The organism is Blautia sp. AM29-29, from assembly GCF_003480555.1.
GTDB lineage: Bacteria > Bacillota > Clostridia > Lachnospirales > Lachnospiraceae > Fusicatenibacter > Fusicatenibacter saccharivorans.
Genome location: NZ_QUJD01000005.1, coordinates 1 through 13217, shown reverse-complemented (window position 1 = coordinate 13217; position 13217 = coordinate 1). Strand labels below are relative to the sequence as shown.

Here is a 13217-nt window from a genome sequence, read left to right as displayed (position 1 = left end):
TATCATCAGCTCTTTACAGATCCGAGCATGATTCCTTTAACAAAATATTTCTGAATAAACGGATAAACCATGATAATCGGAATGGTCGCAATCATCGTAGCAGCCATTCGAATGCTGTCCGGTGTAATGGTCTGTGACGCCTGATTTGCCGCCTGGTTCGCTGATGAAGTCTGATACTGATTCAGAATTTCAACCAAAATGGACTGCATTGTTTTTAAAGACTGTGCATTCGTAAACAAATATGCATCGAACCAAGAATTCCAATGTGTAATTGCAACAAACAGTGCAATAGTCATAATAATCGGCTTGGACAATGGAATTACCATTTTAAAGAAAACTGTCAGATCATTTGCTCCGTCAATTTTCGCCGATTCAAAAATCTCTGCCGGCATTCCCTCTATATAATTCTTTACCAGAATCATATTATAAACACTTACCAGGTTCGGGAAAATAAATACAATGAAATTATTCAGCATTCCAAGGCTCTTTAATACCATATAATACGGAACCATTCCGCCGCCAAAATACATGGTGAAGATAAAGAACAGGTTCAGCTGTTTCCGGAACAGCAGCTCTTTTCTGGAAAGCACATAGGCAAGTGCTGTCGTGACAAGGACCGCCAGCGGTGTACCAATTGCAGTACGAAGTACAGTGATCAGAATGCCATGCAAAAATGTGGCACGTCCCAGAATATCTTTATAACTTGCCAGACTCAGTTTTCTCGGCAGAAAGTAGAGCCCGCCGCGCAGTGCATCGGTTGCATCGTTAATGGATACCACAAAAATGTTCCAGAACGGATACACACAGATCACAGTAACTAACACCAGAAAAACCACTTTGAAAATATCAAGAAACCAGTCACTGGCACAACGTTTTCTTTTGATTTTAATTGCTTTTTCTCTCATTTTCCTTCCTCCTAAAACAGTGCCGTATTATCATCACTGAATTTCTTCGAAAGTGCATTTGCACTGATGACCAGAATGAAGGAGACTGCGGATTTAAAGAATCCTACTGCAGTACCGTAAGAATACATTCCGTTTTTCAGACCATAGCGGTATGCATACGTATCAAGTACATCAGAATAATTTAAAATAGCATCATTAGACATCAACAGCTGCTGCTCATATCCTGTATTCAGAACACCTCCGATTGCCAGAATCAGAAGAATCATAATGGTCGGCTTTAATGCCGGAAGTGTGATATGCAGAATCTTCTGCATTCTCGTCGCACCATCCACATCCGCTGCTTCATACATATCCTGGCTGATGCCGGAGATTGCCGCCATATAGATAATCGCATTGTATCCAAGTACCTTCCACGCATTTGCGATCGCGATGATCCACCAGAAATATGGTCCTTTCTGGAAAAACAGAATCGACTCATCGGTTAATCCGAAGAATTTTAACAGATTGTTGATGACGCCGTCTGAAGAAAGGAATGTAAGGAAAATGTTTGCCGCAATAACCCAGGAAATAAAATAGGGAATATAAGATGCGGTCTGTACAAATTTCTTTGCCTTCTGGTTTCGAACTTCATTCAGGCAAAGCGCCAGAATGATTGGCAGCGGGAATGAGAATAACAGTGTCAGTAAGCTGGTTGCCAGTGTGTTTCTCATGATTTTTGTGAAATCTGTGGAAAAGAAATACTTGAACCAGTCAAGACCGACAAACTGCGAATTCGCCATATCCGCAAAATAGCCGCTACCCTGCGGCGTGTAGTTGATGAAGGACATATACAGTCCTGTCATTGGTGCATAGCAGATCAGAATGACCCATACCAACGATGGAATCAGCAGTAAAAACAGATATTTCTGTTTCCAGAACCGTTCCGCGAGGCTTTTTTTGTGCTTTGCATGCACGTTTTCTTTTTTCATGCCTTCTCCTTCTTTCTTCTTTTTGTTCATCTTGTACACTCTTGCTGTCTATGTTTCCATTCTAATGGATAGTCTGTCCTGCAACAATCTCACTTTTTTATGATTTCTATCTCGATTTAACGGAGTTTTATAATTCTCTTTTTTATTCTGTTGTTTTCTTACGATTTCTGTCAATATCTAACGAAACAGAAACCGGCTGACGGGCAAAATCACCTTTATCAGCCGGTTTCTGTTTCCTTTTCTATGCAAACAATACGAAGTTATTTCTGCTTTGTTGATTTTTTATTCGTTTACTGGAATTCTGACAGAAACTGTCGTTCCATATCCTTCCTGGCTTTCTATTCGGACACCATAATTCTCTCCATAAGCCAGACGAACCCTGTTTGCAACATTTCTCAGTCCATATCCTTCCTCTGAGCGCCGCAGAGAACTTCGCAGTTTAATCAGTTTTTCCGCCTCGATTCCACATCCATCATCTGTCACCTGGAATACCACATCCCTTTCTTCTTTTTGAATTCTGACCGCAATGTGGAGAACTTCTTCCTCTTTTCTCGCATGGTGAATGGCATTTTCAACCAGCGGCTGCAGAAGAAGTTTAATGGTTCGATATGTCAGTACTTCTCTTGCAATCTCATACTCCACCTGTACGCTGTCCCGAAAACGCATCTGCTGGATTTTCAGATAGCTCTGCAGCAGTTCCACCTCTTCCTGGATGGAAAGCACCTGTTTTCCCTTATTCAGGGAAATCCGGTAGAAGCTGGACAAATTTTTGACCGCCTGCATCGTCTGTTTTCCACCTTCCCGCATCGCCAGTGCTGAAATAACCGCAAGTGCATTGTAAAGAAAGTGCGGATTGATCTGTTCCTGCAGCAAATTCAGTTCGCTCGTCTGAATCCGGATTTTCTTTTCGTAATTTTCCCGAATTAGCTCCTGAATCTGATCACTGAGCTGATTAAACGCCAGCCCGATCTGTCCGATCTCATCTTCTCCCATATTTTCCAGACGGTAATCAAATTCTCCCTGTCCCATCCGTTTTGCTGCATACACCACTTTCTGCACCCGCGTGGAAAGCCATCTTGTGTAACAGATAATGCAGAGAAATACCATAGCCGCGCTGCAGAGGATCAGGAACATCATCCTTCTTGAAACAGCTTTTGCGTCTTTTAAAACCGTCTCCTTATCCGAAATCACAAGAATTTTTGTTCCGAAAACTCCGCTCTGGATATTTCCGATTTTTGAAATACCGTCACGCTCAAACTCAATCTGCGCTTTCTGCTCCAGATCCTCTTCCGGCATTCTGGTCCGGATCGGAAGGCCTGCCATTTCCGGTTCGGAAGCAGCCAGAATATATCCTTTTTGATCCACCAGATAAATTTCATCGGTGGAATTTATTGTTTCGAGGAGGGGCTGTATCTGCTGATTTTCAATCTGTAACGACAGTACGCTCTTCATCCCGCCCTGTGGATAAAAATTCATCAGACGATTCATATGAAATGCTTTTCCGTCTCCAGATGTCCCACAGAATACCGTTTCCCCTATCGCATCAAATGTCAGCACACGTTCCCTCCGATCTAGATCCTGCATGGAATAAAAATAATAATTATCCTGCGGAAGCGTTTCATTGTTGCTGTAAAAACAGATTTTGTAAATTCCTGCATTCATCAGACAGATTTCGCTGAGCTTCTTATCAATATAGTAAAACATATCTTCATAAGAATCGTTGCTGTAATCCTGAAACAAATATCCGCTCAGCATCTGATCCACATACAGCACCTCCAGAATTGTTTCGTAAGGCTCGACCATCGTAGAAAAATTTTTTTCAATTCGTTCTGCTTCCTGTTCTGCACTCTGATATGCTTCAGTAAGAAGCACGTTCCTTGTTTTTCCATAACTGTACCAGGTAACACACAGCATTGGAATCAGTGCCAGTACCAGATAGCCGATCACCAGTTTAAACTGAAAACTCCGATTTTTATACCATTTTACGATATTCATTTGGTGTCACTCCAAATCTTTTCTGAAAAACAACGCCAAAGTAAGAAACATTTTCATATCCAACCGCCAGACTCACTTCCCGTACTTTATTTTTCTTATTCTTTAACAGTTCCGCCGCCCTCTGCAGACGCATTTCCGTATTGTATTCCAAAATCGTTTTTCCTGTTGCCTCTTTAAACAGGCTCCTCAGATAATTCGGAGACAAACCGACCTCCGCGGCCAGCTTTTCGATATCTGCGCTTTCCGAGCAGTGCTCCTGAAGATATGTTTTTACCTGATAAACGGCATAGTAATTTGGATTTTGATTCTGTTCTTCAAAAAATGCCAACATCCGTTCCAGATACTGCTTCATCTTTTCCCGCATCTGATAACTGTTGTTTGCTTCAAAAATCTCATTTTCTCTCAAAATTTTTTCTGCTTCCATCCAGTTTTCCAGCAGTTCATCGCTCAAAACAAGACGGTTCCATAGATACATATAGAGATTGTAAACTTCTCCCGCAAATGTTTTCGGCGCAAGCCCCTTTAGCTGTTGAAAATAATCTTTCATGGTCTGCAGCGTTTCCTGCTTTTTCCCGTTGCTGACCAGACGACAGATTTCTTCTCTCCGCTCCTTCTGTTCCCGGAAATGATATGCTTTTTCCTCTTCCGTTTCTTTTTCATCTGCACAGAAAAGTTCCGGTGGATCCATATGAAATGCCAGAACACAACAGTTCCGAAGTTTTTCCGCCTTTTCGTACAGGCAGTCAGCTGTCCATGCTCCACTGCACCATCCAACGGCTCTCGGTGCGTCTTCTTTCAAATCATTCCAGATCTGAAATGCCGTATCTTTCACCGACAGATACCCCGCCAGCAGCAGAATGCTGATCCGTTCCGTTTTGCTGATGTAACGGATGCCCTTGTATTTTTCCTGAATTTGGCTACAGATGTTTTCTTCCGTTTTTCCATAAACCGCTATGATTCCAAACCTGCACTCTTCCAGTTCTTCTCCAAATACACCACGGAAATTTTTCCGTAAAAGCTCTGTTTCCTGTTTTTCCCGCAAAGCCATTTCCAGCAACTGCTTCGCCGCCGTTTTCCGCGACCAGTCTGCTATCTCACTTTTCTCCAGTTCACTTCTCACTTTTTTCAGACATGCTTCTACTTCTTCAATCGTAAATGGCTTTAAAAGGTAATCCACGGCATTCACCTGAAAAGCGGAATGGATATAGGAAAAATCATCATATCCTGTCAGAAAAACAATTTTGCATGGATACCCCCGGCGTACGATCGTCTCTGCCAGTTCAATTCCACTCATTCCTGGCATCTGAATATCCGTAATCACAATATCTGCCATATTTTCTTCCAGGCACTCCAGTGCCCTTCTGCCATTGCGCGCGGTAAATACTCTGGAAATCCCGTTCTTTTTCCAGTCAATATAATCCCGCAATGTCTCCAGTTCAATTTCTTCATCTTCTACAAGAAGAACGCGATACATTTTCTCCCTCCTGTTTCCAGTTGCTTCTGCAGTTTTCTTCTCCTGCTGCTTTTCATTTCCGTCTTTTTACTGCAGAAGTTCAATCATATACGCCTCATACGGCTGTAACTTCCACACTTCTTTTGTGAGACTTTCTGTATCATTATGAATCAGAACCGTTCCTTTTGTCAAATCATATCGGGCTTTCATCTCTGCCGCGGTATCCCGGAAATTGCAGAGCACAATCAGCTTTTTCTCTCCCAGATTTCTCTCATAAGCAAAAATATCCGGATTTTCTTCCTCAATCAGACGGAAATCCCCATAAACAAGAGTGTCATTTTTCCTACGCAGCGCAATTAGTTTTTGATAGAAATAGAAGAGGGAATCCGGATTTTTTCTGCTGTTTTCCACATTGATCTCCTCGTAATTCTGATTTTCCGCCATCCACGGTGTTCCCGCTGTAAATCCGGCGTGTTTTTCCGCATTCCACTGCATTGGCGTCCGCGCATGGTCCCGGCTGTTCCGTGCAAGATAGGTACGAATTTTTTCTTCCTCCCAGCCTTCTTTTTTACGGTCTTCGGCAAAATTTACAGACTCGATATCCTGATAGTCCTCGATCCGAAGCCCTGACACATTTGTCATACCGATTTCTTCCCCCTGGTAAATATAAGGAGTTCCTTTCATCCCATGGAGAAGGACAGCCAACATTTTTGCTGATTTTTCCCGATACGGTTCCCTGTCATTTCCAAAGCGCGATACGACACGCGGAAAATCATGGTTTCCCCAGAACAGACTGTTCCATCCTTTTTCTTCCAGTCCCGTCTGCCATTTTTCAAAGATCTGCTTCAGTTGCGGCAGCGTATACGGTTTCGGATCCCAGTTTCCACTTCGGATGCCGTCGATTCCCATCAGTTCAAACTGAAAAATCATACTGAGCTCCTGGCTTTCCGGATCAGAATACTGCTGTGCCATTTCTACCGTAGCACCTCCGGTTTCCCCCACTGTCAGGATCTGTTCTGATTTTCCATACGTATTCTGATTCATTTCCATTAAGTATGTATGAATCTGCTCCGAATGAGTATCATTTCCTCCATGTCCATCTTTTACAATATTGTCAATTGCATCCAGCCGGAAACCACGGATCCCTTTATCCATCCAGAACTGGATCATCCGGTACAGCTCTTTCCGAAGCGACGGATTTTTCCAGTTCAGATCCGGCTGCATTACACTGAAACTGTGATAATAATATTCCTGAACCTCCGGCACCCATTCCCAGGTGCTTCCTCCAAAGAATGCTCCGCCGCCTTCTGGCGGCTGCTCCTTCGTTCCTTCCTTCCAGATGTAAAAATCATGGTATTTACTGTTTCGATCCTTTCTGGCTTCCAGGAACCATGGGTGCAGATGGGAACTATGATTTAAAACAAGATCCATCATGACCACAATTTCCCGCTTTTCACAGGCTGCGATCAGTTCTTCCAGCTCTTCCATTGTGCCCGCTTCTTCCATTACTTTATAATAGTCACTGACATCATATCCATTGTCGCAATTAGGAGAATCGTTAAAAGGCGAAAGCCAGATGGCTCCAACACCAAGCTCCTGCAGATAGTCCAGCTTCTGCAGAATCCCTCCAAAATCGCCGATGCCGTCTCCGTTGCTGTCACAGAAGCTTCTGGTGTAAATCTGATATACGGTTAAGCTATGCCACCACTCTCTTTTCATTTCCTGTCCTCTCTTTCTTTTTTCCCATAAGAGCAGTATAATGATATTATCTTATATTTTCTAACCTGATTTTCGTATTTAATGAAAGGATTTTGACTTTTATGAAAAAAGAACGTTCAAAAGAGCTCTTTTCTCCTGAATCTTGTTCCCCTGTTCTTTCTGGCGGAATCCGGGATTTTACCGTGCATGGAACCGAACCTGTTCCGCTCCATATCTATCATCAGGATTATGCTCATGGCGGGCTCTCTGTTCCTTTTCACTGGCATAAAGAATTAGAATGGATCTGGGTTGAAAAAGGTACTCTCACTCTGACACTGAAAACTGAAACCCGGACAATTTCCGAAGGTACTTTTCTTTTCATCAACAGTCACGAACTGCATCAGCTCTGCAGCATTGGAACTACCCCTTCGGTTCACCATGCCCTTGTATTTCTTCCAGAAATTCTCTCATGTGCCTATCTGGATTCCTGTGAAGCAGACTGGATTCGTCCGCTGCTCTCTCATCAACTGCTTCTTCCGGCTTTTCCATTGGAAGAGCTTTCTGCTGCTGAAGCCTCCTCTCAGACACAGAAAACATTTGTACTGACATTATCTGAGCTTTTCCAGGAAATCCTGTATGCATACGATACCAAACCCATCGGCTGGTTTCTTCTGATCAAAAGTGACATGTATCGGATTCTTGCACTTCTGGCGCAATACCAGCTTTTTCTTCATCCGGAACCCCTCTGCACTCGTAAAAAAGAAAGATCTGATCAGTGTAAAAAACTCTTACGTTATATTCAGGATAACTATGATTCTAAAATCCGTCTTTCAGATCTTGCTGCTATACTCAATATGAATCCACAATATTTTTGTCGTTTTTTCAAAACGCACTTTCACACAACGCCTATTTCCTATATCAACCAGTACCGCGTAACCCAAGCCGCAGATCTTCTTACCGGCAGCTCGCTTTCTATCTTGGAAATTGCTCTGCATACCGGATTTGAAAGCCCCAGCTATTTTGCCAGCATTTTCCGCCGGACTTTTGGTATGTCACCGGAAGAATATCGAAAAGCCATGCCCTGACCCGGCAAATTTTTTCCTTCTGAATGCACGGCAACACAAATCTCAAAAATTTTTGATTTTTTTTCAAAAAACACTTGCCAAACTCGTTTTCTTATGATAATATACTACTTGTCGCTGAGCAAAAATCACGGCAGACAAAACAAAAACTTCGGCTCCGTGGTCAAGCGGTTAAGACATCGCCCTTTCACGGCGGTAACACGGGTTCGATTCCCGTCGGAGTCATATGGCGTCGTAGCCAAGTGGTAAGGCAATGGTCTGCAACACCAGTATCCACCGGTTCAAATCCGGTCGACGCCTCTTCTTTCCCGGAAACAGATAGTTTCCGGGATTTTTCTTTTTCAAAATTATTTCAAAAAAGCTGCCGGTTCTGTTTGCTTCGACAGCTTTTTTGAAAATATCATTCTTTTTTAATTTTCTTTTTCTTTCACATAGTCTTCGTACACATACGCCGTTTTTCCCTCATACGAAATCTTGTACCATCCGTTCTCTTTTCCGAGCATTTCCACTTCTTCCCCTGTCGTCAGAGCTCCGATGACCTGGCTTGTGCTGACGTTGGGTTCTGTACGTACATTGACCGGTGAGATACAGGTGACGGTTTTCTTTCCTTTCTGCTTTTTCACGCCATCCGAATTGTTTTCTGCTTCCAGCGCACTTTTCTGCTCCTTGCAGGCTGTCTGAAGTGTTTCTGTCAGCAGCTCATTGTCCGGAAACTGCAGAGACTCCAGTATTTCCGGCACGATTTGCCGTGTATCGTTGCTGCCGCTTCCTTTTTTCCATATGATCTGATACCCTTCATTCTCCGTTTTCACCCCGCAGAAAAATGCAATCGGAATCTGCTGGGAATTTTTTACCTGGAAACGATAAAAGGAACTCTCGTTATCTTTTCCTTCGTTAGCTGTTTTCACCATAAAATCGCTGATGCTGTTTTCCCCTGTTATTTCATTCGGATAGAGCAAATTTTCAGCGCTCTCTTCGTCCTCCGGAAAATCCATAAGTATCACTTTTGCCATTCCTTCCCGATACGATATCTCAAGACTTTCTCCATCTTCCGATATGAAACTGCATTGGATTTTTTCATCTCTCATTACATTCCAGCCTTCTGGAAGTGTGATTATAATATTCTGGTATGTAGAAAGAAACTCTTTTTCACCATCTTCTGACTCATCCTGGACACTGGGTGCTCTTTCGGAGACAGCCGATGGATTCTCCTTTTCCACCTGCTGATTTCCACATCCCATTACCACAATAGTTGTCATCAGAAGAACAGCTAAACAGTTTTTTCTGTTTCTCATGTACAATTTCCTTTCTTGACAGTTCCGTCTTTATTTTCTGTCAGAAAATTTCTTTTGCTTATTGTATCACAACTATTTTTGCACTGTAAAGAGTACGTTCCTTCCCTCCTGCTTTGATTTTCTTTATGCAAAAAAAATCTCCAACCAGATTGAGGTTCCCTCCCCCTCAAATCCAGTTGAAGATTTTTCTTATCTTTTTATTTTACTTCTGTAAATTCGACCCGGATACTCTCATACTCTCCCAGCACCTGATGCAGGGTCAGCCCCGCACGGTTCCAGGTACGGCCAAGGCGAACTTCCTGGTCCAGGCTGCAGCGGTACAGCTTATCCTCTGCAAGACCGCACACTTTCGTGTGAACCGGAAGCATATTTCCTTCTGCGTCAGTCTTTACGATCGTAAGCAGTGCGCGGCTCTGATCCTCTGCCACGAACTCCCATGCCATGAAATCCTGTTTTTTCAGTCCGGTCAGACGGTAATACAGGCCTTCGTGTGTGAGCTCGTAATATTCATGCATCGCAGCAACCTGCTCTTTTACCATCTCTTTTTCTTCCTCTGAAATCTTATTCAGATCCATCTCATATCCAAAGCTTCCTGCCAGCGCCACATCGCCTCTTGTCCGGAACGGTGTCACACGGCCGGTCTGATGGTTCGGGCATACAGAAACGTGGGAACCAACGGTACTGATCGGATAGAAGAACGAGCTTCCGTACTGGATAGACAGGCGGTTGATCGCATCGGTATTATCGCTGCACCAGATCTGCGGGGAATAATACATCATACCGGCATCATATCGTCCGCCTCCTCCGCTGCAGCCCTCGAGCAGCAGATTCGGGCATGCGGCAAGGAATCTTTCCATCAAATCGTAAACACCGAGCACATAGCGGTGATACAGCTCTCCGTTCCGGCTCTGTGCTGCCACATGGCTGTAAACATCGCAGACGCTGCGGTTCATATCCCATTTGACATAATCAATCTTTGCATCATGAACGATGGTTGTCAGACGCTCCAGCAGATACTCACGCACATCCTCACGCGTCATATCAAGTACAAGCTGATTTCTGCTGTGGTTCGGCACACGGCCAGGAATTGCAAATGCCCAATCCGGATGTGCACGGTAAAGATCACTGTCCTCGGAAATCATCTCCGGCTCAAACCAGAGACCGAATTTCATGCCCATCTTGTGAATTTTTTCTGCAAGCTGCGCCATGGAGCCGTTCATCTTTTTCTCGTTGACGAACCAGTCACCGAGACCACTGTTATCATCCTCTCGTTTTCCAAACCAGCCATCGTCAAGCACCAGCATCTCAATGCCAAGCTTTTGCGCCTGTTCTGCAATTTTCAGAATTTTTTCTTCGTTGAAATTAAAATAGGTTGCTTCCCAGTTGTTGATCAGAATCGGTCGCTTGGCATGCTTGTATGCGCCACGGCAGATATGCTCGCGGATGATCTCATGATACTGCTGTGACAGTTTGGTAAGACCGGTTCCGGAATAGCTTAAGATTGCCTGCGGGGTATCGAACGCCTCTCCTTTTTCCAGATGGAAGCAGAAATTGGTCGGATGAATGCCCATCTGAAAACGGGTCTGATTTTTCTGATCCTTCTGTGCTGCCGCAACAAAGTTTCCGCTGTAAACGAGGCATGCGCCGATGCAGGAACCGTGTGTCTCACCCGCACCCTCCTCGCAGAGGATCACAGCCGGATTGTAATGATGGCTCGATGTACCACGGGTGCTGCCGATCTCGACTTTTGCATGCTGCACCGGAATCCGCTCCGCCGTACGCTCCATCGCATGACGACCCGAGAAATAGATCATCTCATAATTTTCATACATCAGATCCATGCTGAATGACAGCATTTTTTCCAGCTCAATCGTCGTTTCTCCGTGATTTTCGAGTCTTGCCGCTCTCGTAATTACATTTTCATTTTCAAATACACCGTAAAACAGTTTCAGAACAATATCGGAAGCCTTCTCCGTCATTGTAATAACAAGAGTCTCACCTTTTTCTTCCTCTGTATCGTACAGCGCCGGCATTCCGGGAATAGCATAGGAATGATCCAGAATTTCGTACGAATCGAAACGGAAATCTGCTGCAAAGCTGCCGTCCGCGTGGCGGATCTCAATCATATCATCACGGAAATCACCGACACCACTTCCCGGAATTTCCTGCGGAAGTGTATCAAGAGAATATTTCCGGTTAGGGCCTGCTTCCTCCGGATTTCCTGCAAATCCCATATCTGTACAGAAAATCAGACCGGAAAGATTTTCCTCACCGATTTTTTCTCCATAGTAGAGATGCAGAAGCACATTTTTGTCATCTGCGAACATCTGGTAACTGCTGTCTTTTGTCTGGAGGGTAAATAACCGTCCATTTTCACTTACTTTGATTGCCATGATTTCCTCCTCCTGCGGCATCTTGCAGTATCCTGCAAAACACGATATAATTTTACTGATATTTCGGAATCTCATCCTTTGTGACATTCCAGCTTTTCTGATGATTCATTTTGTGAGGTATACTTATGGAAACTTCCTGGACACTTCCTGTCCCAAAGCATAAATTTTCGGATCTTTATCTCTGCTTCTGCGGCTACGAAGCCTGCCAGCCGTTCCACAGCTACGGCCCGGCTGTCCGCCCCAATTACGTGATCCACTATATTATTTCCGGGAAAGGCACTTTTACCATCGGAAACCGCACTTACCGTTTAACCGCCGGACAGGGCTTTTTCCTGATGCCAAATGTCCGCACCTACTATGAAGCCGATGCGGATGATCCCTGGACCTATCTCTGGATCGGTTTTGACGGCGAAAAAGCTGCCTCTTATGTACAGGAACTCGGTCTTTCCGAGGAACACCCTGTCTACCAGTGCAACTTTTCCGGTGAACTGCAGTCCCTCTTGTTTCAAATGCAGAAGCACAATACCTATGACACCTCTGACCAGTATCTTCTGGAAGGCTGTCTGTACCAGTTTTTCTCAATTCTTTCCCGCGAAATCACGCTTGCCGATCCTTCTGCACGGGAGATCGGCAATCTTTACGTGGAAAAAGCCGTTGAGTTTATCCGAAATAATTATTCCAATGAAATTCTTGTCTCGGATATTGCCAGATATGTATGCATCAACCGGAGTTACCTTTATACCCTGTTTCAGAAATATCTCCATACCTCACCGCAGGACTATCTTTCTTCCTGCCGGATCACGCGTGCGCTCGAGCTTTTATCGTATACGGATCTCTCCATCGAAACGGTCGCTTTTTCCTGTGGTTACCGGAATGCCGAAGTTTTTACCAAAGCCTTCCGCCAGAAGCAGGGCATGACGCCAAGCGCCTATCGGAAAAAGTTCCGCCTTGACACGACTCCTGACTCTGCACATGTTCCGTGATCTGTCTGATTTTATTATAACGAAATCTTTCTTCCATGAACAGGAAGAAATGTTATGGAAAACCGTCAAAATGTTAGATGGCGTTTCTTAATGGCTACAGACAGCAAAAAAGCGATACAGTCATGATTTCTCATTTCTGTATCGCTTCTTCATCTTAGCTCCCCGAGTTGGGCTCGAACCAACAACCCTTCGGTTAACAGCCGAATGCTCTACCATTGAGCTATCGAGGAATATCTCAGGAATCTTTTCCTGACAATCGTTACTATAACACAATCTTTTTCGAAAAACAAGTATTTTGCGGAAAATAATTACAAAAGGCCACCGGATCTCTCCGATGGCCTTTCCGATATACCTTCAAAACCGCACATACTTTACATCTATCATTCCATTTCTGTGAACACAACCAATTAGGTCAAGCCCTCGACCGATTAGTAACAGTCAGCTC

9 protein-coding genes and 3 tRNA genes are annotated in these 13217 nt (G+C 44.1%); 4 read left to right on the top strand and 8 right to left on the bottom strand.

What is annotated here, in order from left to right; translation table 11 throughout:
• Positions 1 to 5: 5 nt before the first annotated feature.
• The 5 genes from DW769_RS04670 to DW769_RS04650 all read right to left on the bottom strand — a co-directional run bounded on the left by DW769_RS04670 (position 6) and on the right by DW769_RS04650 (position 7040).
• Positions 6 to 905 (bottom strand): carbohydrate ABC transporter permease, encoded by a 900-nt coding sequence (locus DW769_RS04670; protein ID WP_022461726.1) that lies wholly within the window; start codon positions 903 to 905, stop codon positions 6 to 8.
• A gap of 11 nt (positions 906 to 916) precedes the next feature.
• Entirely contained in the window at positions 917 to 1903 is a 987-nt protein-coding gene (locus tag DW769_RS04665) for an ABC transporter permease (RefSeq protein ID WP_243030545.1), read from the bottom strand.
• A gap of 252 nt (positions 1904 to 2155) precedes the next feature.
• Entirely contained in the window at positions 2156 to 3868 is a 1713-nt protein-coding gene (locus tag DW769_RS04660) for a sensor histidine kinase (protein ID WP_117509764.1), read from the bottom strand.
• Positions 3846 to 5342: a response regulator transcription factor gene (locus DW769_RS04655; RefSeq protein ID WP_118750027.1), complete on the bottom strand. Its 1497-nt coding sequence runs from the start codon at positions 5340 to 5342 to the stop codon at positions 3846 to 3848. Before DW769_RS04655 ends, DW769_RS04660 begins: the two co-directional genes overlap by 23 nt.
• A 66-nt stretch (positions 5343 to 5408) precedes the next feature.
• Complete coding sequence (locus DW769_RS04650; RefSeq protein ID WP_118750026.1) at positions 5409 to 7040, bottom strand: glycoside hydrolase family 13 protein; 1632 nt, start codon at positions 7038 to 7040, stop codon at positions 5409 to 5411.
• A 101-nt stretch (positions 7041 to 7141) separates the two neighbouring features.
• Here DW769_RS04650 and DW769_RS04645 point away from each other — a divergent pair, with 101 nt between their 5' ends.
• The 3 genes from DW769_RS04645 to DW769_RS04635 all read left to right on the top strand — a co-directional run bounded on the left by DW769_RS04645 (position 7142) and on the right by DW769_RS04635 (position 8401).
• Positions 7142 to 8104 (top strand): AraC family transcriptional regulator, encoded by a 963-nt coding sequence (locus DW769_RS04645; RefSeq protein WP_055220149.1) that lies wholly within the window; start codon positions 7142 to 7144, stop codon positions 8102 to 8104.
• A gap of 150 nt (positions 8105 to 8254) precedes the next feature.
• A tRNA-Glu gene (locus DW769_RS04640) sits at positions 8255 to 8326 on the top strand.
• Positions 8327 to 8329: 3 nt separating this feature from the next.
• Positions 8330 to 8401, top strand: a tRNA-Cys gene (locus DW769_RS04635).
• Between the two features lie 110 nt (positions 8402 to 8511).
• On the opposite strand, the gene DW769_RS04630 is transcribed toward DW769_RS04635, so the two are convergent.
• Together DW769_RS04630 and DW769_RS04625 are read right to left on the bottom strand one after the other, a co-directional pair.
• Positions 8512 to 9396, bottom strand: coding sequence for an SH3 domain-containing protein (locus DW769_RS04630; RefSeq protein ID WP_118750025.1), 885 nt, complete (start codon positions 9394 to 9396; stop codon positions 8512 to 8514).
• Between the two features lie 197 nt (positions 9397 to 9593).
• Positions 9594 to 11789, bottom strand: a complete 2196-nt coding sequence (locus DW769_RS04625) for an alpha-galactosidase (RefSeq protein WP_118750072.1) — start codon at positions 11787 to 11789, stop codon at positions 9594 to 9596.
• Between the two features lie 125 nt (positions 11790 to 11914).
• Between DW769_RS04625 and DW769_RS04620 the strand changes: the two genes are divergently transcribed.
• On the top strand, positions 11915 to 12772 hold the full coding sequence (locus tag DW769_RS04620) for an AraC family transcriptional regulator (RefSeq protein ID WP_118750024.1): 858 nt from the start codon (positions 11915 to 11917) through the stop codon (positions 12770 to 12772).
• Positions 12773 to 12930: 158 nt separating this feature from the next.
• On the opposite strand, the gene DW769_RS04615 is transcribed toward DW769_RS04620, so the two are convergent.
• A tRNA-Asn gene (locus DW769_RS04615) sits at positions 12931 to 13002 on the bottom strand.
• Between the last annotated feature and the right edge of the window lie 215 nt (positions 13003 to 13217).

Bases quoted from the DNA above. Each gene is read 5' to 3' on its own strand.
- DW769_RS04670 (WP_022461726.1), bottom strand. From the start codon at position 905: ATGAGAGAAAAAGCAATTAAAATCAAAAGAAAACGTTGTGCCAGTGAC.
- DW769_RS04665 (WP_243030545.1), bottom strand. From the start codon at position 1,903: ATGAACAAAAAGAAGAAAGAAGGAGAAGGCATGAAAAAAGAAAACGTG.
- DW769_RS04660 (WP_117509764.1), bottom strand. From the start codon at position 3,868: ATGAATATCGTAAAATGGTATAAAAATCGGAGTTTTCAGTTTAAACTG.
- DW769_RS04655 (WP_118750027.1), bottom strand. From the start codon at position 5,342: ATGTATCGCGTTCTTCTTGTAGAAGATGAAGAAATTGAACTGGAGACA.
- DW769_RS04650 (WP_118750026.1), bottom strand. From the start codon at position 7,040: ATGAAAAGAGAGTGGTGGCATAGCTTAACCGTATATCAGATTTACACC.
- DW769_RS04645 (WP_055220149.1), top strand. From the start codon at position 7,142: ATGAAAAAAGAACGTTCAAAAGAGCTCTTTTCTCCTGAATCTTGTTCC.
- DW769_RS04630 (WP_118750025.1), bottom strand. From the start codon at position 9,396: ATGAGAAACAGAAAAAACTGTTTAGCTGTTCTTCTGATGACAACTATT.
- DW769_RS04625 (WP_118750072.1), bottom strand. From the start codon at position 11,789: ATGGCAATCAAAGTAAGTGAAAATGGACGGTTATTTACCCTCCAGACA.
- DW769_RS04620 (WP_118750024.1), top strand. From the start codon at position 11,915: ATGGAAACTTCCTGGACACTTCCTGTCCCAAAGCATAAATTTTCGGAT.